Genomic DNA, 24,766 nt, shown 5'->3' on the forward strand with positions numbered 1-24,766 from the left:
TTTATCCTATTTCTTTATAAAGCAAATCTAATCCCTCACGAATAATTTGTTGGTGTGGTTGTTTAGATATGCAGATAAATTCTGTCAAAGAAAAATCTTCAGGAGCTACTTCGTAAAGCCCCAATTGTTCCATTTCATCAAGATCTTTAATCAAACATGCTTTTAAAAGCTGCATTGGAAAAATATCTAAAGGAAATACTTTTTCGTATTGCCCAGTTACCACGAAAGCTCTATGCTCACCATTGGTATTGGTATCTAACGTAAATTTCTTGTTTGGCTGCATCCAAGAAAACGTTAAAGCTCTTGTTGCTGAGATTTTATTAAAAATCGGTTTATTCCATCCGAAGAAATCATAATCATCGCCTTCTGGAATAACTGTTACTGTATTATTATAGAATCCTAAATGACCGTCTGGCTTACTTTTAGAACCAGTAAGCACGTCACCATTTATAACTCTAATATTATCTTCATTTACACCACTAGCATATAAAAAGGTTGAAATCTCAGCCCCTATGAGTGTTGTATAGTATTTTGGATTTTTAACTGATGAACCTACTAAAGCAACTGTTCTTTCAGCATTAAATTTCCCTGTCAACAAAGCTTCACCTATAATAATAAGGTCTTGTGGAGTAACTGTCCAAACAACTTCTCCTTTATTTATTGGGTCAATTTTATTTATTTGAGTTCCAACTAAACCAGCTGGATGAGGACCTGATATCTTGTGTAGTTCTACATTTGACAAACTAGTTAAAACTGAACTACTTGAAGCTCCAACTGAAAGATGAACTTTACCTGGAGTTAATTTACTTAAAGCAGTAATGGCAGTTTGCAATTCCTTTTCTTTTCCCTGCAACACATAATCTGCTTCTGCCGCTAAGGGAGCGGTAGTATAAGCTGATATAAATATAGCCTTCGGATTTACATCTGGGTTCGCTATAATATCATAAGGACGCTGTTTAATAAACGGCCAACACCCCGATTTTAACATAAAAGCCTTAATACTTTCTTTTGTAGCCGATTGCACATCAAAAGTGGTATGTTCTAAACTTTCTTGATTTTTGTCTGGTAAGATTCTCAGTGAAAGAATTCTTCTTCTAGCACCGCGTTCAATTTCTACCAATTCACCACTTACGGGCGACACGAAAAGCATGTTTTCGTTGTCTTTATTGTAAAAAATCGCCTCACCAGCTTTAACCTCAGCACCTTGTTTTATTAGCATTTTAGGCGTTACCCCATGAAAATCACTTAAATTAAGCGAATACACATTGCTTAAAACAGCCTTAGAAGTAGTCTTTTCTGCGGTGCCGACAAGGTTTATATTTAACCCTTTCTTAATTCGGATGTCTTTAGACATATTTTTGTAGACCTTATATTAAAATTCGGGCAAATTTAGCATTTAAACGATTCTTTTCATAATTATTACCTATTAATTTAGGCATTATATCGAGGTTAATTTTTTAGGTATGCTTTTTGCTTAACTTTACCAGAAATTTGAAGGCTCATGAGCTCGATTGCTTTACGATTAGTTTTACTCTTTTTTATCTCTTCCTCAGTCTGTGCTCAGGTGCATGAAGAAGTAAATGCTCCAGACTACATTAAATCCATTGTATTTAAAGGGCCAACCGAAGATCAATTTCCAGTAGTTCAATTAGGTGAATCTGTTAATCTAGAGTTTGATGACCTTTCTGCAAGTGAACAAGATTTTTACTATAAAATAGTTCATTGCGATTATGACTGGCAAAGCTCTAGTCTTTTAAAATCTCAATATTTAGACGGTGTAGACAACCAACGAATAATAAATTATGGCAATAGCTACAATACGCTACAACCCTACTCCAACTACGAACTAAGCATTCCGAATGATGCCGTTAGATTGAAAGTTAGTGGCAACTACGTTCTGGAAATTTATAATTCTAGCGATGAAATTCAGTTCTCAAGAAGGTTTGTTGTTTACAAAGATTTGGTTACCGTAGGTGGTACAGTAAAGAGGTCACGAGATTTTGATTTTTTAAATGAGAAACAAGTAGTACAATTCACAATAAACTCAGGCAACACACAATTAATCAACCCAAAAAAGGAGGTTAAAATAGCGATTATACAAAATTATCATTGGCCTACCGCATTATACAACGTGCCACCACAATTTACAATTGGCACCGAACTTGTATATAAATACGATTATGAAACCAGTTTTTTTGGAGGTAACGAATTCTTGTATTTTGACACAAAAGATTTAAGAGCTCCTAGCTCAGAAATAGCCAGAATTGAAGTTGAAGATCTTTACCAGCATTATTTATTCCCTGATAATTTAAGATACAATATACCATACACCTATTTTCCTGATGTAAATGGCGACTATATTATTAGAACCTTACAGGGGGATGATATTTCTAGAGAAGCAGAATACACCAAAATACATTTCAGCTTGCCATACAACGAAATTCTAGGACTTGACGATGTTTACGTTTTTGGTAAATTCAACAATTACGCCCTTACTGAGGAAAATAAATTAATATACAATGAAGATAATGGCATGATGGAAGGCTCTTTAGAACTAAAACAAGGGTTTTACAACTACAAATACATTGTGCAAAAAGAAGACGGACTAATAGACCTTAACACTGTTTCAGGTAATTATCATTTCACAGAAAACAATTACTTAATTTTAGTTTATTATCGCAATTTTGGTGATTTATATGACAGTATTATTGGTGTAGGATCAGCCAACTCCAGAAACATCACCAATTAACCAATTGTCTTCATATTTGGTTTATTTTATTAGAACTTTTTGTATAAAGATTTTATATCTTGGAAGCTTGATATGAACAATATACCGAGCACAACATCCAAAGGCAGATTTAAACTAGAATTCAGAGGTACTGAATGCTTAAACTGTGGACAACCACTAAAGCTAACAGACAAATTCTGTCCAAATTGCTCTCAGGCAAATAGTACCAAAAAACTATCCTTAAAAGATTTCTTCGACGAGTTTTTTGCAACATTAATTTCGTACGATTCAAGGTTGCTAAAAACACTTAGCGCAATGCTGATAAAACCTGGAAAAATCACACGAGACTTTATAAACGGCAAAAGAGCGTCATATACCAATCCATTTCGGTTTCTTTTAAGCCTTACGATTATTTATTTTTTAATGGTTAATTATGGCGGAAATTACTCAAGCTTAGACAAACATGGTTTGCATGACAAGGATGAAATTTTTAACCGAGTAAATGATTTCAAATTCGAATCAGACGACATTGAAAATGCAAATTACGCACCTGAATTAGATACAATCTTAAATGTCGAAAACATAAAAACAGGTTTTAGAGAAACTTTAAATCAAACAAAAAGTAAAGATTCCACAATATTAGCTAATCCCAGTGCTTATTTTCGTTCCATAAAAAACAAAAACTTTATTGTTCGACAGAATAAGAAACAAGATTTTTTTAGAACAGTGATAAGCAAGGATACCATTTATGACTTTGACCAAACTTTAGAGAAGTATAATATAGCAAACACAAACGAAAATAAACTTACATTCAACCTTGCCCATGGCACAATTGGACTAATTCAACAACCAGGAACTTTTATAAGTTCGATGATATCTAAGCTCCCATTTGCCATATTTTTCTTTCTACCAGTGTTCGCACTCTTTATTTGGCTGGTTTATATCAGAAAAAAATACAGTTATACCGATCATTTGATCTTTAGCTTTCACAATACATCTTTGTTTTTTATCTTGCTGATTATTAGTTATTTGATTGAATGGATAACAAACATTAAAGTCAATTGGGTTTTTCTAATTCTCTTTTGTATTTACCTGTTTGTATCGATGAAAAGGTTCTATCAACAGGGTTTTATCAAAACAAGTATTAAATACGTGTTTTTAAATTCGATTTTTTTTATATTGGCAATGTTTTCAATGGCAATATTATTTGCGGCGAACATTTTTACATTTTAGATTAAGAGACCATGACAACACTAGTTACAAAAGGCATAAAAATTTCTGTACGAACTACTTTTGAAGGTACGTTCTTTAAAAATTACAAAATGCATTTCGCATTTGGTTATACAATCACTATAGAAAACCAAAGTAAAGATTCTGTCCAACTTACTGGTAGACATTGGCAAATCTATGACTCTTTAAATGACATGGAGGTTTTAGATGGTGAAGGCGTAATAGGCAAGAAACCTGTTATTGAACCAGGTGAGTCGCACACCTATAATTCTGGTTGTCTTTTAGCATCTCCTATTGGAGCAATGAAGGGTCATTATAACATGGTAAATTTTAGCACATCAGAAAAATTTAGAGTGTACATTCCCACTTTCAAATTCCATGCTCCTTTTGCATTAAACTAGTAGTACACCTCAAAACAAATAGCACTACCATATAACTTAAGATCAATAAAATAAAAGCAATTGACTTAAGCTTCTATTTAAGATTTCACAATTAACTACAAAAGTTTTAAGCAACACCAAATCCTCCCAATCTTTATTACAATAAACCTAACTTTCAACCTCTTTTTAAAGCAAGTAATTCTTACATTAATGCCCGTTGTTAGTTAAGGTTAATTTCTTTTTATTCTCAAAAACAACAAGTACCTTTGCATCAGTTTTTAACCCCTAAATAAAATGACATGGGTAAAGGTTTTTTTCAAGTACCAACTGCTATTAACGAACCAATTTTAGGCTATACACCTGGTTCAGCAGAGCGCGAAGAAGTTCTTAAACAATATAAGGCTTATTACAAGGGCAATGTAGAAGTACCAATGTACATTGGCAAGAAAAAAGTGAAATCTGGAAAGACGAAGCCAATGTCTCCTCCACATGATCATCAACATAAAGTAGGCAGCTATCATGTAGCTGACAAATCTCACGTTTTAGACGCAATAGATTCTGCTTTAAAAGCACGTGATGCATGGGCAAATTTAACATGGGAGCAAAGAGCAGCTATTTTCCTAAAAGCAGCAGAACTAATTGCAGGACCTTACCGAGCTAAAATAAATGCGGCTACTATGATAGCTCAGTCCAAAAATATACATCAGGCTGAAATTGATGCAGCATGTGAACTTATAGATTTCTTGCGTTTTAATGTAGAATATATGTCTCAGATTTATCAGGAACAACCTGACTCAGCTGAAGGCATTTGGAATCGTGTAGAATATCGACCATTAGAAGGTTTCATTTACGCAATCACCCCATTTAATTTTACCGCTATAGCTGGAAATTTACCTGCAAGTGCAGCAATGATGGGTAACGTTGTGGTTTGGAAGCCTAGTGATAGTCAAATATTTTCAGCAAAAGTAATTGTTGATGTGTTTAAAGAAGCTGGCTTACCCGACGGTGTAATTAATGTTATATATGGCGACCCCGTCATGATAACAAAAAACATATTAGCTAGTCCTGATTTTGCAGGAATTCATTTTACTGGTTCGACTCACGTTTTTAAAGAATTATGGAAACAAATTGGCAATAACATACATACCTATAAAACCTACCCTAAAATAGTAGGTGAAACAGGTGGTAAAGATTTTATCGTAGCACATTCATCAGCTAATCCTGAGCAAGTTGCTACTGCTATTGTACGTGGTGCCTTTGAATTTCAAGGACAAAAATGTAGTGCAGCTTCTAGAGTATACCTTCCAAAATCTAAGGCGGATAAAATTCTAGAATTGGTTAAAAAGGATGTTGAATCTTTCAATCCTCCAGGCTCGCCAGAAGATATGTCTAACTTCATTACAGCTGTGATTCATGAAGGTTCTTTTGATAAATTGGCAAAATATATAGACCAAGCGAAAAAGGATAAGAAAGCAAAAATTATTGCTGGTGGAAAGTATGATAAATCTAAAGGATATTTTATAGAACCAACTGTTATTCTTACGACAGACCCTAAATATACTACCATGGAAACTGAGCTTTTTGGACCCGTGGTTACTATTTATGTTTACGATGATAAAGATTGGGCCAAAACCTTAAAATTAGTAGATACCACATCTGAATACGCATTAACTGGAGCTGTTCTATCAACCGATAGATATGCGATTGATGAGGCAACCAAAGCTTTGCAAAATGCTGCTGGTAATTTCTATATAAACGATAAGCCAACCGGAGCTGTGGTTGGACAACAACCTTTTGGCGGAGCTAGAGCATCAGGAACAAATGATAAGGCTGGTTCAGCGCAAAATTTATTGCGTTGGGTATCACCTAGATTAATAAAAGAAACATTTGTAACACCGGTAGATTACCGTTATCCTTTTTTAGGATAATTATTCATAATCGCTAGTGTTTGAAGGCTTTATATTTAAAAAAGGTTACCTTTCCAAACGCCTTTGCTTAAAAAATTAAGCAAAAGGACTAACACAATAGTAACTTAAACAATCAGAAAATGAAAAAACTTTCAACACTAGCATTGCTGTTAATGACCACGGTCTTCAGCTTTGCTCAAGACAAATTAACGCAAAGCACAATACAAGGCGTGCTATCAGGCAATCAAAATCAAGTAATACAATTGGCTGAGGCTTTTTCGGAAGAACAATACGATTGGCGACCTATGGAAGGTGTAAATTCAGTTAGAGAGGCAATTTTACATGTTGCGGGCGGTAATTATTATTTAGCTTCTAAAATGGGGTTTGCTCCACCTGAAGATATCGATATGATGACCTTAGGTGAAATTACTGGAAAAGAAAATGTTATTGCCACCTTAAAGAAATCTAACGAGTTTGTACTAGAAAAGATAATGTTAGTAGAGAATGCTTCATTAACTGATGAAGTAGATTTTGGATTTGCTAAAATGAACAAATTAGGAGGCTTATTAGCCATCATGGAACATAATGGAGAGCATAAAGGACAACTTATTGCTTACGCTAGATCCAATGGGGTTACACCACCTTGGAGCAAGTAATTGCTTACTAATTTTAAATAAAAGGTGCTTTTTAGCACCTTTTTCTATTTTCTACAACTAGCTCATTTCCAAGCCATATCAGTCAGAAAAAGCTGTATACCAATAATTTACAAGTCAAAAAGTTGACTTATACACAATTTCAATGTAAATTTAACGTTAAGTAATTGTAAACTAAAGTAATTACACGTCCCAAAAGACATTAAATTTAGAGCTTATGAAATCGAACGAAAGCAATACTTCTGATTCAAAACATGAAAATATGAATTTACAAAGCTTATTTTCATTCATAAAGAACTACGCCAAAAACTGTCGTTATTCATTTAATAGAATGTTAAATACTTAAAAAATACGAACTTTATAAAATAGTAACATTCTACTTATCTTCGACTTTACTATATTAAACTGATATAATATATTAGGTCTTTTTATTTCTTTATTATAATTTTTTTTTTAGATATTTTAATTGCTATTTACGCAGTAGTACTTCATTTTTCTAAAAAATATTTTTAACTCCTACGCTTCACGTACTTTTTTCGAATTCCTCCCCTGTATCCTTACAGAAAATTCATGTAAACACCCTACTAATAAGACTTTCCAAGTGTTTTATATATTTCACATATTCTTATTTTTTTAACAAAAAATTGATTTTACATAAAATTATTAGATATTTTTTTAAAAAAATGTTAACACACTTATTGCATTTAAGATATTATTAACTAATTTCCAAGCTTTAAAATTAACTTTAAAGAACCTATATCTCATGATTAACCAACTAAAACTTAAAGGGGGTGGTACGCTTATGAAGCAAAATTATCTTTCTTTACTTCTATTTTTTAGCGGTATTCTCTTTACCTCCGCAATTGCACAAACCAATATCTCTGGTACCGTTTCAGATGAATCTGGAACTCCGCTACCTGGCGTTAGTGTTGTAATACAAGGCACAACAACAGGTGTAACAACTGACTTTGATGGCCTTTACGCTATTTCTGTAGATGATTCAAATGCAGTACTTGTTTTTTCATATATAGGTTTTGCTTCGCAAAACGTAACTGTTGGATCCAACACATCCATAGATGTGCAAATGAAAGAAGATGTACAAAATCTTGAAGAAGTTGTAGTAGTAGGCTACGGTACGCAGAAAAAAGCAACTATGACAGGCTCAGTATCAAGTGTAGGTGGCGAGGCATTGGAAAAATCAGCCTCTCCTAACCTAGGAGCTGCACTTGCAGGTAAGGTAACTGGTTTATTTATCGACACTGGCCAGGCAACTCCTGGTGCAGACACTCCGGCTATTCGTGTTCGTGGAACAAATACTTTCAACAATTCTGGAGCTCTAGTGGTTATTGATGGTATCCCAGCAAGAGAAGGTGGTATTGCAAGAATTAATCCTGCTGACATTGCAACTATTTCAGTATTAAAAGATGCATCGGCAGCTATTTATGGTGCACGTGCTGCAAACGGTGTAATTCTTGTGACTACTAAACGAGGTAAAATTGGCACTCCGAAAGTAAAAATTACAAGTACTGTAGGTACTCAAAGTTTCACTTCAACTCCCGAAATGCTTAAAGGTGCAGAATATATGGATTTAGTAAACATTTTAAATGTTTATAAACTCCCTGTATCAGAATGGAATACTGCACATGCAGGTAGAGGAGCTCCTTACACTAGAATAGATAATGGTGAGATAGTAAACCCAACTTTTACAAATGATAGAATTGCACAAACTGCAGCAGGTACTGACCCATGGTTATATCCAGATACAGATTGGATGGACGCAGTATCGACAAAGGCTGCACCTATTTCAAGACAAAACATACAAGTTTCTGGTGGAACCGAAGATGTGAGGTACTTAGCTTCTCTTGGGTATTTAAAGCAAGAATTAAATTTTAAGAATGCACCAAAAGGATATAACCAATATGACCTAAGGTTAAATTTAGATGCCAACATTAGCAAATCACTTAGTATGGATGTTGGCCTCTATTCAAGACAAGAGGATAACGTTCGAGCCACCCGTTCTGCTAATGGCGTTTTTGATGATTTAATACGTCAATATCCATGGTTCCCAGCATTTTGGCCTTCAGGAGAATTAGGGCCAGATATCGAAAATGGAAATAACCCTGCGGTAAGAGTTACTGATGGTCCAGGTTATATTGAAACAGGTAACAATTTTGTACAAAGTAATATTGGTTTAACTTATAAAGTTCCTGGAGTAGAAGGGCTGGAATTTAGAGGCAACGTATCTTATGATAAGGCAAACTATGAATATAAAGAATGGAATCGTCCTTGGACACTTTACACATGGGACGGAGAAAATAGAAATTCGTCTGGATTAACCGCTGCCCAAAGAGGACCTGGTGATCCAAGCTTAAGGCAACAACACACGACTAAAACGGATATTACCGCAACATTAACAGGTTCTTACGAGAAAGAATGGGACTCGCATTATTTTAAATTACTTGGTGGCGTAACCCGTGAAGAAACAGACCAACAATTCTTTGGAGCTTTTAAAAGGTTTTTCCTGTCTAGTGATTTAGCACAATTAGATTTAGGAGGCACGGAAGGCCAAAGTAGTGAAGGTAGCGGATTTGAAAATCGAAGATTAAACTACTTTGGGCGTTTAAATTATGCGTACAAAGAAAAGTACTTATTAGAATTTCTTTTTAGATATGATGGTTCATATTTATTTCCGAAAGATAATCGATTTGGATTTTTCCCAGGAGTATCTGCAGGTTATGTTGTATCCAAAGAACCATTCTTTGAAAAAGCATTACCCTTTATAGATTACTTTAAACTACGTGGGTCATACGGTCAATTAGGAAATGATAATGTAAGTAGGTTTCAATATTTAAATTCTTACGAACTATCAGCTACAGGTTTAGGGTCTACTGTTACTACAGCCTATGAAAGCAACGTGGCAAACCCAAATATAACATGGGAAACTGCTACTTCACGAAACATAGGTTTTGACCTAAGAACTTTAAATAATAAACTAACTATCGGTTTTGACTTGTATAAGAATACACGAGAAGACATTTTAACAGTACCCTTAAAAACGCTCCCAGAATACAGTGGTATTAATGCGCCTGCTGTAAATATTGGGGAATTTGAGAATACCGGTTATGAAATTAGTTTAGGGTTTAACGGTGGCAATGATGAAGGCTTTAATTACAATTTAACTTTGAATTTTAGTGATTCTAACAATAAACTAATTTTCTTTGATGAGCCTGCTTTAGCAGATCGTCCTTGGCAACGAGAAACTGGTGGTGAAATAGGTAGACCATTATTATATGAGTATGCCGGTGTTTTTCGCTCTCAGTCAGAGATTGATGCAGAACCACTAGATTATAGCGATGTAACTCCAGAACTTAAACCAGGTGATGCTCGAGTACTTGATACGAGCGGTGATGGTAAAATTGGTCCTGAAGATAAAATCAGAACTGGAGGCAGTGCTTTTGCAGATACTCAATTTGGTTTTAATACCGCCATTAATTACAAAAACATAGACTTTAGTATGTATTGGGCTGGTGCTACAGGTGGTTACAGCAATTACGAGTGGAGTTTTATGTCTGGTACTTTAGCGAATGTACAACGCGATGTACGTGATCGTTCATGGTCATTAGATAACCCAGATGCTTATGGTCCAAGATTAGCTGACCGTGGTGACCAGTGGTATTCTGGCCAAACAAATGCTTATTTGCTAACTAGAGATTATTTAAGACTTAAAAACTTAGAGATAGGCTATACATTTGATAAAGGCATCATTGAACAAATTGGAGCTGAAAATTTAAGAATATCTGTTTCGGGGACTAATCTAATAACATTTACTGATTATCCTTTCGATCCTGAAGTGCTGCAGATAAGCAATGATCTTCTTACAAATAATGGCCAAAATACCGATGGAACAGATGATGATTCAGGAACTCAAGGAGTTAGCGGAGGGCGAACAGCAAATGGAGGAATTTACCCTATGTTGAGGACAATTAATTTTGGCGTACAAATAACTTTTTAAAAAAAAAAAATGAAAAAAGAATTATTAAAATTTACAGCGTTAATTATATTCTCGGTGCTAGCCGTAGGATGTAATGATGACTTTTTAGAGACACAACCTCTGAGTCAAGCATCAGAGGATCAAGTATGGTCGGATCAAAAACTTACAGAAGCGGCAGTTTTAGATCTATACCAAGGAACGTGGGCTGGTACCTTAACACGTGAGGAAACAACAGATGCTTTTACAGATCAAGCGGTGTTTACACATCCAGGTCGTGGAGTAGACGGTTACACTGAAGGTAAAATGAATCCAGCAGGTAACTTTATGGATATGCAATGGTTTAGTTGGCCTGAACTTTATCCTTTTATCAGAAGCGCAAATCTCGCAATTCAAAAACTTACTGCAAATGAAGCAGGTTTTGATGATGCTATTGTTACCCAATTATTAGGTGAAGCATATTATATGAGAGCTTTTTATTATACGCAGTTAATGCGTCAATTTGGAGGTGTAGTTCTTCTAACGGAACCTTTAGGTTTAGATAGTGAAGCAAATAATCCAAGAGGCACATTTGAGGCAACTGTAAATTTAATTCTATCTGATATCGATGTAGCAATGACACTTTTAGCAGATGCGCCTGCAAGCAAACAAAGAGCTCATCTATTAACTGTAATGGCCTTAAAATCTAGAGTATTAACGCATGTGGCAAGTGATTTATACGAACCTTCTAAAGCTTCTTCAATTTCAACAATTGCTTCTTACGGCAACCCAGAACTAATTGGCTGGACGAGTGGTTCACAAGCAGATAGATGGGTAGCTGCCAAAGCCGCATCAAAAGCACTTTTAGATGCAACTACTGGATACAAATTAGACTATACAGCCCCAGCTACACAAGCGGAAGCTATTCAAAATTATGAGGATATTTGGTTGCAAGGAGATCAAAATCAAGATTATATTTGGGGAAGATCAGTTGAGGAATTTGGTTTTGGTTCTAGAACTTATCCCGGTGGAGATGGTTGGTCACAAGGACCTGGAATGGTTGCACTATATCATGGTCCGAACGGATATCATGAGTGGGCAGGAACCACGCCTACAGAAGCTTTAGTTTCTAAGTATGATTTTGCAGACGGTACAGAATTTGATTGGAACAACCCAGCTCATGCCGCTGCACCGTATGAAAATAGAGAAGCACGTTTTTACTCGACCTTTTTATATGATGGAGGTGCTTGGAAAGACAGAACCGATGATGTAGTAAAATTTGATAAGTTTAATGAAATACAAACTGGATACTACACCTTATCCGATGGTACAATAATTAATGGAGTAGATACGCGCCAAGGACCAATAGAAGATTGGAACGGTTCTAGAACAGGATATTATTTCAGAAAATTCGCTGACCCTACAACTCCAGCATCATGGCCAAATGATTTACAAAAAGTAGATGCTCCATATATTAGATATTCAGAAATTCTATTGAACTATGTAGAAGCATCAATAAATTCCAACGACGAAGGTGAAGCTGTGGCTTGGTTAAACAAACTTAGATTCAGAAACGGTCTACCTGCAGTTACAGAAACAGGAGCTGCGCTTCTTGAACTTTATAAAAGAGAAAGAAACAAAGAGCTTGTAAATGAAGATGCACGCTTATTCGATATGAAACGATGGTTAGAAGGAGCTGAATCATTAAATAAACCAGTGCAACAGATTTTGATACAAGCAACACAAAAAGCTGGTACCACTGTTGCAGCAGAGGATTATAGAAAGGATACTTCTTTGTTTGATTATGTTTATAAACCAACTGACATTGTTTTTGAAAACAGACTATGGCAAGACAAGGTTTACTTTATGCCTATAAAACAGGAAGAAATAGATAAAGATCCATCTATTATTCAGAATCCTGGTTACAAATAGACAACTTTAATTTATTATAATTATTTTGAATAACCCTTGCTATAAATGTCAAGGGTTATTCTTATTTTAGGATACTTCTTACGAAGTAAATGAAACGCAATACATTTTAGAGTAGGTTTCATACTTAAACTAAAAAACAGACTTCCTTTTTATGAAGATCAATTTTATATATTTCATATTCATTGTTTTTATTATCACAGCTTGCAATCAGGAAAAAAAATCGACACAACTATTTTCAAAAATCAACAGTGAAGATTCTGGTGTAGATTTTGCAAACAAATTAACAGAAACGCACAAATACAATTATTTCACTTACCCCTACATGTATTTAGGTGGCGGTGTTTCGGTAGGTGACATAAATAATGATGGTTTAGAAGATATTTTCTTTACAGGGAATATGGTTCCAAATAAGCTGTATCTGAACAAAGGCAATATGCAATTTGAAGATATTTCTGATGTTGCCGGTATATCTGGTGATGAAAGATGGTATACAGGCACAACCTTTGTGGATATTAATCAAGATGGTTATCTCGACATTTATTGTTCTGTAAATGGTAAAAAACCACCCCATAAAAATGTGCTTTTTATTAACAACAAAGACAATACTTTTACTGAAAAAGCAAAAGATTATGGTATTGATTGTGACGGGCATAGTATGCAAGCAACTTTCTTCGATTATGACAAAGACGGTGATTTAGATTTATATGTAATTAATTACCCCCCAACAAGTTTTGTAGCACCAGTAGCCTACTACAGCTATATGCTACAAAACCACGAACTAAAGGATTCCGATAGATTATTTAGAAACGATAATGGGCATTTTACTGATGTTACTTTAGAATCTGGCTTAAGTTCATTTGGTCTAAGTTTAGGTGTCGTAGCATCTGATGTAAACAATGATGGTTATCAAGATATTTTTATTTCTAATGATTTTAACGCCCCAGATTTCTTATTTATTAATAATCAAGATGGCACATTTACGAATCAAATAGATACAAGTTTACAACAGACTTCCTTTTTTGGAATGGGTGCCGACATAGCCGATTTTAATAATGATGGCCTTATGGATATTTTCCAATTGGATATGTCGGCCGATGATAATTTCAGATCCAAGGCAAACATGTCTGCAATGGATCCAGCTGCCTTTTACGAATCTGTTGATGTTGGGTTGCATTACCAGTATATGCAAAATTCATTACAGCTGAATAATGGAAATAAAGATGGCGAATTACCCGTTTTTAGCAATGTTTCAAGATTAGCAGGCGTTTCTTCAACAGACTGGAGCTGGGGGGCTTTATTAGCAGATTTTGATAATGATGGTTACAAAGATTTGTTTGTTACCAATGGAATAAGAAGAGATGTAAACAATAAAGATTTTTATGCTAAGTATAAGGAGTTTTTCAAAAAAATGGAAAGCGACCCTAATTACAAAAACAAAGAAGATGAGGTAGAATTACTGAATTATCTTGAGGAATTACCTTCTGAAAAACTAAGTAATTATATGTTTCAAAACAATAAAGACTTAACCTTTTTAAAGAAAACTAAAGAATGGGGTTTTGACGAAAAAACATTTTCAAATGGCGTTGCCTATTCTGACTTAGATAACGATGGTGATTTAGACTTGGTGATTAATAATTTAGAAGATACAGCAAGCATTTATAGAAATAATTCTACCAATAACAACCAATTAACGGTTGATTTAAAAGGTAAAAACAAAGAATTACCTAACGGAAGTAAAGTTACCATTTATACTACTGATGGCCTGCAAACTCATGAATACAATACAGTAAGAGGTTATCTTTCGTCCGTATCGCCTCTAATACATTTTGGTTTAGGTACAAATACAACTGTTGATAGTCTTATTGTTAAATGGCCTAGCAATTCAATTACAAAACTCCAAAATGTAAAAGCGAATCAAAAACTTACCATTAATTCTGATGATGCCACAAAATCAAATCAAAACTCAGAATCTGCAATAGTTAATAAAAGATTGTTCCAAACCATGGACACTACCAACCTATACACCCATGAAGAGAACAATTTTAATGATTTTGAAGTAGAAGTACTCCTGCCTCATAAAAATTCAACCTTAGGGCCTTCATTGGCTACTGGTGATTTAAATGGAGATGGATTAGAAGATTATATCGTGGGTGCAGCGGTGGGTAGACCAATTTCCGTTTTCATTCAAAAAGAAAATAGAGACTTCAAAGAATTGGAAAATCAAGATCTAAAAAAAGATCAATATTATGAAGATTTAGGAATCGTAATTTTTGATGCAGACCAAGATGGTGATCAAGATTTTTATGTAGCCAGTGGCGGTAATGAATTTAAACCAGGGTCTATGGGCTACCAAGATCGCTTTTATGAAAATCTAGGAAACGGAAATTTTCGTAGAAACAAATCAGCGATACCAGAAATTCGAACAAGTGGTTTGGCTGTATCTACTGTAGATTATGATAATGATGGTGATTTAGATTTATTTGTTGGCGGCAGATTAATACCAAAGAAATACCCCTACCCTGCTGACTCTTATATTTATGAGAATGTAAGTACAGCATCAGAAATAAAGTTTAAAGATGCTACAGAAAAAGTGCTTCCAGAATTAAAAGGTATCGGGTTAGTATCTTCATCTAGCTGGATAGATTTTGACAAAGATGGATGGGAAGACTTAGTATTAGTTGGCGAATGGATGCCTATAAAGTTTTTTAAAAACAATAAAGGAATCTTTAAAGATGTTTCAGATGACCTACTTCCTGAAAAATCCAATGGATGGTGGTTTGACATACAAAAAGGTGATTTTGATAATGATGGGGATTTAGATTTGATTGTAGGCAACCTTGGTAAAAATTATAAATACCAAGCGAGTAAGGATTCTCCTTTCAAAGTTTATTTAAATGATTTTGATGAAAATGATAGGCCCGATATTGTTCTAAGTTATAAAAAAGGTGATATCGAATTCCCAGTTCGTGGTCGTCAATGTTCATCGCAACAAATGCCAGCAATTAAGGCTAAATTCAAAGATTACAATTCTTTTGCGAGTGCCTCCTTAAAACAAATTTACACAACCGAAATGCTCGAAAATTCTTTGAGCTACGAAATAACTTCATTCGCCAGCGTGTACCTTGAAAATGATAACGGAAAATTTAAGTCGAAACCCCTACCTCAGCTTACGCAACTATCTAGTATTAATAAATTTTTGGTAAATGATTTTAATTCTGACGGCAATTTAGATGTTGTTTTAGCAGGGAATTTATACAATGCGGAAGTAGAAACACCAAGAAATGATTCAAGCTTTGGACTCTATCTTAAAGGTGATGGCACGGGTAATTTTGACGCAATATCTATGTTAGAATCCGGACTTAAAATAATTGGTGATGTTCGTGGGCTGGAAAAAATATCAATTGGAGGTGAAAACTATATTCTAGCGGCTAAAAATGATGCACAAATGCAACTCATCAAAATAAATTCAACTTTATAGAGAAACTAACCTTTAAATTTCTGAGGTAAATAGACCAGTTTTTTGGTCTCATAAAAGTCCTCCTCAAAAAAATCGGTTAAATCAATTATTTGGGCTGATTTATATTCTTTCAATTCTTCGGCCAAATCACCCCCCTTTAAATAAAGAATTCCATTACGCCTTTCGTGTTGCGACTCTTTTTTAACCTTTCCTTTCACCCAATATGTAAAGGTTGGCATTGCAGCTACAGCTCTGCTCACAATAAAATCAAATTGACCTTTTATTTCTTCAACACGAGAATTTATAGCGGTAACATTTGTTAAATTAAGACCCACTACTACTTCCTCTACTACTTTTATCTTTTTACCAATAGAATCTACCAATGTAAATTTCACATCAGGAAACAGAATAGCAAGTGGTATACCAGGAAACCCACCTCCTGTTCCCACATCTAAAACTAATGCACCTTTTTTAAACTCTTGAAACTTAGCAATCGCCAGTGAATGCAGCACATGACGAAGATACAATTCGTCAATATCTTTACGGCTAACAACATTAATTTTCTGATTCCAATCTTGATACAAGGTCTCTAAAAGTTTAAATTGATGTTTTTGTTCTTCAGTTAAATTGGGAAAATATTTATAAACAAGAGCTATCTTCATTCGTATTTTAATTATTTAGGCAAAAATAGTATATTCACTCCTGCATTAAATTGTTTTGCCAAATTTAGTTAATGAGCCAAATGAAGTAGGACATTTGCATTATCTTTACATAAGAATTGTTACAAATGAATAAGACTACAATAAAATTCCCCAGAAAAGACGCTACTAACTTTTTTAAAATTTTAAATAAAAGAGTTAACGATTATTTCAAAGAAAATAAAATCAAAAAAACAGGCAATTGGCGACTTCATGTTAAGACGGTCATCATGTTTGCCATGTTTTTAACTCCATATTTCTTAATCCTCACTTTGGGCTTACCGAATTGGGCAAATTTACTTTTAACCATTGTAATGGGAGTAGGAATGGCCGGAGTAGGAATGAATGTAATGCATGATGGAAATCATGGCTCATATTCAAACAAAAAATGGGTTAATAAATTAATGGGAAGCAGCATATACATTTTAGCTGGCAATGTTTATAATTGGCAAGTACAGCATAATGTTCTTCACCATACCTATACGAATATTCAAGATCATGATGAAGATATGGAAGCAGGAAGAATACTTCGTTTCTCAAAACATACCGAATGGCGAAAGCATCATAAATTTCAGCACTTTTATTCTATTTTACTTTATGGACTACTGACTTTTAATTGGGCCATTACTACCGATTTTCAACAAATGTATCGGTATATGAAGCGTAAGCTTTCTTATGGAAAATTACCTAGCCCGGTAGTTAATTGGAGTACATTGGTAATTACTAAAGTGCTTTATATTACCATTTGGATAGTATTACCTTTAATATTTGTAGAAATGCCTTGGTATATGATTTTACTAGGATTTTTCATTATGCATTATGTTGCTGGTGTTATCTTAAGTGTTGTTTTTCAATTAGCACATATTGTTAATGACGCACAGACACCTTTACCAGACAAAAGCGGAAATATGAAAAACACATGGGCCATACACCAACTGTTTACCACAGTTAATTTTGGCACGAAGAATAAAATAGTAAACTGGTTTACTGGTGGATTAAACCATCAAGTCGAGCATCATATTTTTCCGAATATAAGCCATGTTCACTACACCAATATTTCTAAAATTGTAAAGGAAACTGCAAAGGAATTCAATTTACCTTATCATGAATATAAAACGACAAGGAAAGCAATTATTTCACACTTCAAACATTTAAAAGAATTGGGGAAACAGCCAACATTGCAATACTAAATCGGTTGTATTTTATATTCCATTTTAAGTCGAAATATCGTTTTTCGCACAAGATTCACCAATATTGTACAATCCGTAGTTTTCTTACTTGAAAGATTCTAAAAAGTAATAATTTTGTCTACGGTTTAATGTATCAACTAACTAAGAACAAATGAGCAATAATTTATCCGACAGAATTAACAGTCTTACACCATCGGCCACATTAGAAATGGCTGCTAAAGCTCGTGAATTAAGAGCATCAGGTAAAGACATTATAGGATTAAGTCTAGGCGAACCAGATTTTAATACACCAGATTACATAAAAGAAGCTGCTAAACAGGCCATTAATGATGGTTACAATTCATATACACCAGTAGATGGTTATGGTGAACTAAAAGAAGCAATCATTACTAAGTTTAAAAGAGATAACAATATCTCTTACGAGCCATCTCAAATTGTAGTTTCTACAGGAGCCAAACAAGCTTTATACAATGTTGCTCAAGTAATATTAAACGAAGGTGATGAAGTTATTCTTCCATGCCCTTATTGGGTAAGCTATAGTGACATTGTTAAATTAGCAGATGGTGTACCGGTAGAAGTACCAACATCTATTGAAAGTGATTTTAAAATGACCGCTGAACAATTAGAGGCAGCAATTACCCCTAAGACAAAAATGTTGTGGTATAGCTCTCCTTGTAACCCTAGTGGCTCTATATACAGTCAAAAAGAATTACGTGCACTTGCTGACGTTTTACAAAAACACCCTCAAATTATTGTGGTTAGTGATGAAATTTACGAACACATTAATTATGGTGTAACAGCACATGCATCTATGGCAGCATTTAATGATATGTATGATCGCACAGTAACTGTAAACGGAGTTGCCAAAGCTTTTGCAATGACAGGATGGCGCATTGGTTATATTGGAGCACCTACTTACATCGCTAGAGCTTGTAACAAGCTTCAGGGGCAAGTAACTAGTGGTGCCAATTGTATTGCTCAACGTGCAGTAATTACAGCATTAGTTGAGTCGCCTGAACGTATTAATTATATGGTTGATGAATTTAAAGAGCGTAGAAAAATTATTCTAGGTTTATTAAATAATATTGAAGGATTTCAATGCAACGAACCAGAGGGAGCATTTTATGTATACCCAGATGTAACAGCATATTTTGGAAAAACGTTAAATGGAGTCACAATTAACAATGCATCAGACTTCGCAATGTATCTTCTAGAACATGCCAATGTAGCTACTGTTACAGGTGATGCATTCGGCAATGGAAATTGTATTCGTATTTCTTATGCAGCATCTGAAGAAAATATTAGAGAGGCTATCAAACGTATTGAAGCAGCTTTAAAATAGGATTAGGTTTTCTTCCAAAAGTAGGGAGTTAATAAAATTAAAACTGTAAAAAGTTCTAATCTTCCTAATAGCATTAAAAATCCGCACCACCATTTGGCTGGTGCGGGTAATCCGCTAAAATTACTCATTGGGTTTAATTCTCCAAAAGCGGGTCCAACATTACCCAAAGAAGTAGCTGCGCCTCCTATTGCAGTTACAAAATCTACACCCATCATTCCTAGAACCATCGCTCCTATTATAAATAACAGCATGTACAATACAAAAAATGCGATGATGTTATAAATAATATCTTGTCCTACTGTTTTATTGTTATAGCGCACTGGAATTATTGCATTGGTATGAAGTGTACGTTTAAATTCCAATACACCATTTTTAATAATCAATAAGTGTCGCATCACTTTAATCCCTCCCGCTGTTGAACCTGCAGAACCACCTGCAAACATCAGTCCGAAGAAAAACACGGTCAAAAATGGTGACCAACTCGTGAAATCTGCCGTTACAAAACCAGTTGTAGTTACTACAGCTACAATCTGAAACAAAGCATGTCTAAATGAGCTTTCTGCTTTACCCCAAACCATTTCATAACCCGGAGTATCCACAGTTATATTTGCATTAAAATAGACTACTAATGCCGCTATAATCGTAAAACCAAACACTAATGCTCCATAATATCTAAATTCCTCGTCCTGTAATACGCGTTGTATTTTTCCCTTAAAAGCAAAATAACTCAACACAAAATTACTACCTGCCAAAAACATAAAAACAATAATAATATATTGAATTATTGGCTGACTATTCCAATAAGCTACACTAGCATTTTTTGTAGAAAAACCACCAGTAGAAAGCGTTGCCAAAGAATGATTAATTGCATCGAAAAAACTCATACCTGCTAATTTCAGCAATAAAGTTTCTGTTAGGGTGTAACCAACATAAATCAACCAAAGGCGTTTTGCAGTATCGGTAATTCGAGGGTGTAATTTATCTGCACTTGGACCGGGTGCCTCTGCTGCAAACAACTGCATACCTCCAATTCCTAAAAGCGGTAAAATAGCAATTGCTAAAACTATAATACCCATACCTCCAATCCAATGTGTAAGACTTCGCCAAAACAATATTCCTTCTGGTAATGCTTCAATATCATTTAGTATAGAAGCCCCTGTTGTTGTATAGCCAGACATGGTTTCAAAAAAAGCATCGGTAATATCCGGAATCGCATCAGAAAACAAATAAGGGGTTATACCCGAAATGGTCATCACCAACCAACCAAAGGTTACAATAATATATCCTTCCTTCTTTTTTACTACTTTTCTATGATCCTTGGTATAAATCATAGCAAGCACACCTATAAATAATGTAGAACCAGCGGCTGTTAACAAACTAAGTGTAGCACCGTCGTCATAAATACCACTAACAAGGGTTGCTAAAAGCATAAAAAAGCCATTGCAGAGTAGCAACAAGCCCATGAGATGAACAATTATTTTAACGTTCAATCCCATAATTATAGAAAAAGTTTTTCAATTTTTGGAATTGCTTCAGGTAAGCAACAAACCACTACCCTATCACCTGCTTGGATAAGAAAATCACCCAATGCAATTTTTCCAATTTCTCCACGAACAACTCCACCAATAGTAGCTGTTTTAGGAAAATCAAGTTCACGAATTATACGACCGGTCACTTTTGACTTAGGTTTAACCACAAACTCTAAAATTTCAGCATTCAAACTGTTTAGTCGCATTAAAGCAACAACTTCACCTTTACGAATATGTCTAAAAATATTATTAGCCGCAAGTAGTTTTTTATTAATCAACGTATCTATACCAATTGAATGAGACAATTGAAAATAGTCCATGTTCTCAACTAAGGCGATAGTCTTCTTAATATTTTTTGATTTTGCAACTAAGCACGACATAATATTCGTTTCCGAATTTCCGGTTACTGCAATAAAGGCATCCATAGACTCCAGACTTTCCTCATCAAGTAGTTCAACATTTCGCCCATCTCCATTGATAATTAAAGCATTTGGCAAATCATCTGCCAAATCAATTGATTTTTCTTTATTCTGTTCAATCAATTTTACATTAAACCTACTTGCACATAAATCTCTTGCTGTCTTAAAACCGACTTTACTACCACCCAAAATCATAACATTTTTTATGTCTTGATTTTTCTTACCAGTAAGTTTGTACAACTCATCTACACCTTCCTTGGTAGTAATAAAATAAACTTGATCTCCTGGTTTAAAAATTGTATCACCACGTGGAATTAAAGTACGCTGCGTTCCAGTTCTTTTTAATGCTATTGGCATGAAATTAAGTTCTGGAAAAATCTGTGCGGCTTCTTTTACACTATTACCGACAAACGGTGCTAATTTTGGCAAAGAAACACCAACCATAATTAATTTTCCATCCTCAAACTCATAAGTATCATTAAATCCAGATTTATTTAATAACATTTGAATTTCAGTAGCTGCCAATTCCTCAGGCGAAATTAATTCATCGATACCTAGCTCTTCAAACTTAATAAGTTCTTTATTATCAATAAACTCTGTGTTAGATATCCTGGCAATAGTTCTATTACAACCCAGTTGTTTAGCCAACATACAAAAAGTGAGGTTTGTAGTTTCTGAGGATGTAACACCAATAACCATATCAGATTTGGCGACATCTGCTTCTAATAACAAAGAAACTGAAGTAGCATCACCCCTAATTACTCGTATGTCTAAATGTGTATCAGCATATGCAAGACTTTCTTTATCAGTATCAATTAAAGTAATATTTTGTGATTCGAAAGAAAGTAATTTGGCTAAATGAAAACCTACTTCACCAGCTCCAGCTATTAAGATTTTCATCTATAAACAATATTTTTTATTCTGGGGATTGGTTCACCCGTTTTAATATTTGCGATAAAGCACTTTACTTAAAGGGACTATCGCATTCAATCCAATCAATTTACGAGGTCAAAATTACGCAATTATTCGGTTTTCATAGTAAAAAAGCAATTTATAATACGTTCCTATAAATCAACCTTAATCAGTGTATTACAAACGTAAAATTGTGGGTATATCGTATCTTTACCCGAAAATTACCCAATGGCAGAAAAAGTAACACCATACAAAGATTCAGATTTAGGCAAAAAAGAACAAGTAACTCAAATGTTCGATACCATTTCGAAAAACTATGATGGATTAAATCGGGTAATTTCTTTCGGAATAGATATTAAATGGCGGAAACGTGTTGTAGCAATTGTTGCGAAAAACAAACCGAATTCTATATTAGATATAGCTACAGGAACGGGTGATCTAGCTATTAATTTAGTACAAACTGGCGCTGATAAAGTTGTAGGTCTAGATATTTCACCGGGTATGCTAGAAGTAGGAAAACAAAAAGTTCTAGAAAAAAACCTAAGCAATAAGGTTGAAATGATTATTGGTGATAGTGAAAATCTTCCATTTGAAGAAAACTCATTTGATGCTATTACCGTTGCTTTTGGGGTACGTAATTTTGAAACTTTAGAAAAAGGTTTACAAGAAATATATAGAGTATTAAAACCAAAAGGTACCTTTGTAGTCCTAGAAACATCTGTTCCAACTAAGTTCCCATTCAAACAGGGGCATAAGTTTTACACAAAATACATAATGTCTACAATTGGCAAAATCTTTTCTAAAGACGCTTCTGCATATACTTACTTAAGTGAATCTGCATCGATTTTTCCACATGGCGAAGATTTCAACAATATTTTGAGAAAATCGGGGTTTATAGGTGTAGAGAATAGACCTCAAACATTTGGGGTCGCATCAATATATGTTGCCACAAAATAAACCAATGAAGTACTTTGTTTTTATATTAATTGGCACTTTGCTTCTAAGCCAGCCAATATCCGCTCAGTTTAAAGAAAACCCAATACTTAATTTAGAGAACAAAGACAAGAAGTTCTTAAATTATGGATATTTCTTAGGGTTTAATCAGTACGATTTTAAATTCGACTATACCAATGATAGAGGAACGGACTTAACCGATATTTTGGTTGATAAGTCCATGGGATTTAATGTTGGGCTTATTGGAGAAATGAACATTAATGAGTTTGTTGATATTCGTTTTGAACCAGGATTACATTATACACAAAGAACCTTAGGGTTTCCAGGCTTTAATAATACAGATGAAGGAAAAAGAGAAGCATTTAGAGATGTTAAATCTACTTATATAAACTTCCCTATACTCTTAAAATTAAGTACCAGACGTTATGGAAACTGGAAACCATTTATAATTGGCGGCGTTTCTAGAACCCTAAACTTAGGAAGTAATGAAACAAGTTTAGACGACAATAGTAGTGGCACTTTTAGAATGAAAAAATGGGTGAATAATTACGAAATGGGTTTTGGTATTGATTTCTACTTAGAATACTTCAAGTTTACACCTTCTATACGTGGAGTTTTTGCAATTAATGATGAATTAGTTCGTGATGTGGATGCTAATAGCCCTTGGACGGGTAATGTTGACGCCATGCGCTCACGTGGTTTATTTATCAATTTTACGTTTGAATAAACTGTGCTAATTACTCCTTTTAATTTCGCTTAAGAAGATAGCTGTTGCCGTGGCAACATTTAAACTTTCTGTTGTAGAATTTCCAAAATGAGGAATACTTATTCTTTCGTTACAAATTGACTCAATATTTTTTGAGATACCATTTGCCTCGTTTCCCATTATCAAAATTCCAGAATTTAGAAATTCTTGTTTATAACTATTTTTTCCATCCATAAAGGTTCCATAAATTGGTACATCTATATCCTCAAGCACGTGAAACAAATTATCATAAACGACATTCACTCTAGAAATTGACCCCATAGTAGCTTGGAGTACTTTCGGGTTAAAACAATCAACAGTGTTGGTCGAGCATAATAAATGACGAATTCCGAACCAATCACATAGCCTAATAATCGTACCTAAATTTCCGGGATCAGAAACACCATCTAAAGCAACAACCCAATCAGAAAAATCTATAGTGGTTGCTTTCGGTATTTTAAAAATTCCCAAAACTTTATTCGGAGTTTTTAAATTACTAATTTGGTTTAACTCTTTTTCAGTAATTTGTTGTACTAGAGATTCGTCTTCATCAAAAAGAGATAGGTCTGTCGTATAAACTTGGTGATTTACAATGTCAGATTTTAATAATTCTTTTACCGTCTTTACACCTTCAACTACAAAAAGCGAATGTTGAGATCGGTACTTTTTTTGTAGTAGACTTTTTATAAGTTTTATTTGGCTTTTAACAACCATGCAAATAAT

At 34.4% G+C, this 24,766-nt stretch carries 17 protein-coding genes; 12 read left to right on the forward strand and 5 right to left on the reverse strand.

Annotated elements, in window-relative coordinates:
• Position 1: 1 nt before the first annotated feature.
• Positions 2 to 1,354 (reverse strand): Na(+)-translocating NADH-quinone reductase subunit A, encoded by a 1,353-nt coding sequence (locus UH7x_RS03010; protein WP_482362240.1) that lies wholly within the window; start codon positions 1,352 to 1,354, stop codon positions 2 to 4.
• 147 nt (positions 1,355 to 1,501) lie between these two features.
• On the opposite strand from UH7x_RS03010, the gene UH7x_RS03015 reads away from it, so the two are divergent.
• From UH7x_RS03015 to UH7x_RS03050, 8 genes are all read left to right on the forward strand, one after another.
• Positions 1,502 to 2,749 (forward strand): type IX secretion system plug protein, encoded by a 1,248-nt coding sequence (locus UH7x_RS03015; RefSeq protein ID WP_482362241.1) that lies wholly within the window; start codon positions 1,502 to 1,504, stop codon positions 2,747 to 2,749.
• Between the two features lie 72 nt (positions 2,750 to 2,821).
• On the forward strand, positions 2,822 to 3,961 hold the full coding sequence (locus tag UH7x_RS03020) for a DUF3667 domain-containing protein (protein WP_482362242.1): 1,140 nt from the start codon (positions 2,822 to 2,824) through the stop codon (positions 3,959 to 3,961).
• Between the two features lie 11 nt (positions 3,962 to 3,972).
• Positions 3,973 to 4,359 (forward strand): Co2+/Mg2+ efflux protein ApaG, encoded by a 387-nt coding sequence (gene apaG / locus UH7x_RS03025; protein ID WP_482362243.1) that lies wholly within the window; start codon positions 3,973 to 3,975, stop codon positions 4,357 to 4,359.
• A 278-nt stretch (positions 4,360 to 4,637) separates the two neighbouring features.
• On the forward strand, positions 4,638 to 6,266 hold the full coding sequence (pruA, locus tag UH7x_RS03030; RefSeq protein WP_482362244.1) for an L-glutamate gamma-semialdehyde dehydrogenase: 1,629 nt from the start codon (positions 4,638 to 4,640) through the stop codon (positions 6,264 to 6,266).
• A gap of 119 nt (positions 6,267 to 6,385) precedes the next feature.
• Positions 6,386 to 6,901, forward strand: a complete 516-nt coding sequence (locus tag UH7x_RS03035; RefSeq protein ID WP_482362245.1) for a DinB family protein — start codon at positions 6,386 to 6,388, stop codon at positions 6,899 to 6,901.
• Positions 6,902 to 7,661: 760 nt separating this feature from the next.
• Entirely contained in the window at positions 7,662 to 10,910 is a 3,249-nt protein-coding gene (locus UH7x_RS03040; protein ID WP_482362246.1) for a SusC/RagA family TonB-linked outer membrane protein, read from the forward strand.
• Between the two features lie 9 nt (positions 10,911 to 10,919).
• Positions 10,920 to 12,797 (forward strand): RagB/SusD family nutrient uptake outer membrane protein, encoded by a 1,878-nt coding sequence (locus UH7x_RS03045; RefSeq protein ID WP_482362247.1) that lies wholly within the window; start codon positions 10,920 to 10,922, stop codon positions 12,795 to 12,797.
• 151 nt (positions 12,798 to 12,948) lie between these two features.
• Complete coding sequence (locus tag UH7x_RS03050) at positions 12,949 to 16,275, forward strand: VCBS repeat-containing protein (protein ID WP_482362248.1); 3,327 nt, start codon at positions 12,949 to 12,951, stop codon at positions 16,273 to 16,275.
• A 5-nt stretch (positions 16,276 to 16,280) separates the two neighbouring features.
• Here the strand turns inward: UH7x_RS03050 and rsmG are convergent, their stop codons facing one another.
• On the reverse strand, positions 16,281 to 16,916 hold the full coding sequence (gene rsmG, locus UH7x_RS03055) for a 16S rRNA (guanine(527)-N(7))-methyltransferase RsmG (protein ID WP_482362249.1): 636 nt from the start codon (positions 16,914 to 16,916) through the stop codon (positions 16,281 to 16,283).
• Positions 16,917 to 17,041: 125 nt separating this feature from the next.
• Between rsmG and UH7x_RS03060 the strand changes: the two genes are divergently transcribed.
• Both UH7x_RS03060 and UH7x_RS03065 read left to right on the forward strand, forming a co-directional pair.
• The gene (locus UH7x_RS03060; RefSeq protein WP_482362250.1) at positions 17,042 to 18,142 is read left to right on the forward strand and encodes a fatty acid desaturase family protein; all 1,101 of its coding nucleotides are present in this window, start codon (positions 17,042 to 17,044) and stop codon (positions 18,140 to 18,142) included.
• 151 nt (positions 18,143 to 18,293) lie between these two features.
• Positions 18,294 to 19,484, forward strand: a complete 1,191-nt coding sequence (locus UH7x_RS03065; protein WP_482362251.1) for a pyridoxal phosphate-dependent aminotransferase — start codon at positions 18,294 to 18,296, stop codon at positions 19,482 to 19,484.
• Positions 19,485 to 19,486: 2 nt separating this feature from the next.
• Here UH7x_RS03065 and UH7x_RS03070 read toward each other — a convergent pair whose 3' ends face one another.
• Together UH7x_RS03070 and trkA are read right to left on the reverse strand one after the other, a co-directional pair.
• Positions 19,487 to 20,980, reverse strand: a complete 1,494-nt coding sequence (locus tag UH7x_RS03070) for a TrkH family potassium uptake protein (protein ID WP_482362252.1) — start codon at positions 20,978 to 20,980, stop codon at positions 19,487 to 19,489.
• 2 nt (positions 20,981 to 20,982) lie between these two features.
• Positions 20,983 to 22,332 carry a Trk system potassium transporter TrkA gene (gene trkA, locus UH7x_RS03075; protein WP_482362253.1) on the reverse strand — a complete coding sequence of 450 codons (1,350 nt, stop codon included), beginning with the start codon at positions 22,330 to 22,332 and terminating at the stop codon, positions 20,983 to 20,985.
• Positions 22,333 to 22,572: 240 nt separating this feature from the next.
• Between trkA and ubiE the strand changes: the two genes are divergently transcribed.
• Both ubiE and porT read left to right on the forward strand, forming a co-directional pair.
• Positions 22,573 to 23,301: a bifunctional demethylmenaquinone methyltransferase/2-methoxy-6-polyprenyl-1,4-benzoquinol methylase UbiE gene (gene ubiE / locus UH7x_RS03080; RefSeq protein WP_482362254.1), complete on the forward strand. Its 729-nt coding sequence runs from the start codon at positions 22,573 to 22,575 to the stop codon at positions 23,299 to 23,301.
• Positions 23,302 to 23,305: 4 nt separating this feature from the next.
• On the forward strand, positions 23,306 to 24,025 hold the full coding sequence (porT, locus tag UH7x_RS03085; protein ID WP_482362255.1) for a type IX secretion/gliding motility protein PorT/SprT: 720 nt from the start codon (positions 23,306 to 23,308) through the stop codon (positions 24,023 to 24,025).
• Positions 24,026 to 24,031: 6 nt separating this feature from the next.
• On the opposite strand, the gene UH7x_RS03090 is transcribed toward porT, so the two are convergent.
• Positions 24,032 to 24,757, reverse strand: a complete 726-nt coding sequence (locus UH7x_RS03090) for a TrmH family RNA methyltransferase (protein ID WP_482362256.1) — start codon at positions 24,755 to 24,757, stop codon at positions 24,032 to 24,034.
• Between the last annotated feature and the right edge of the window lie 9 nt (positions 24,758 to 24,766).

The organism is Aurantibacter sp. UH7 (assembly GCF_056839165.1).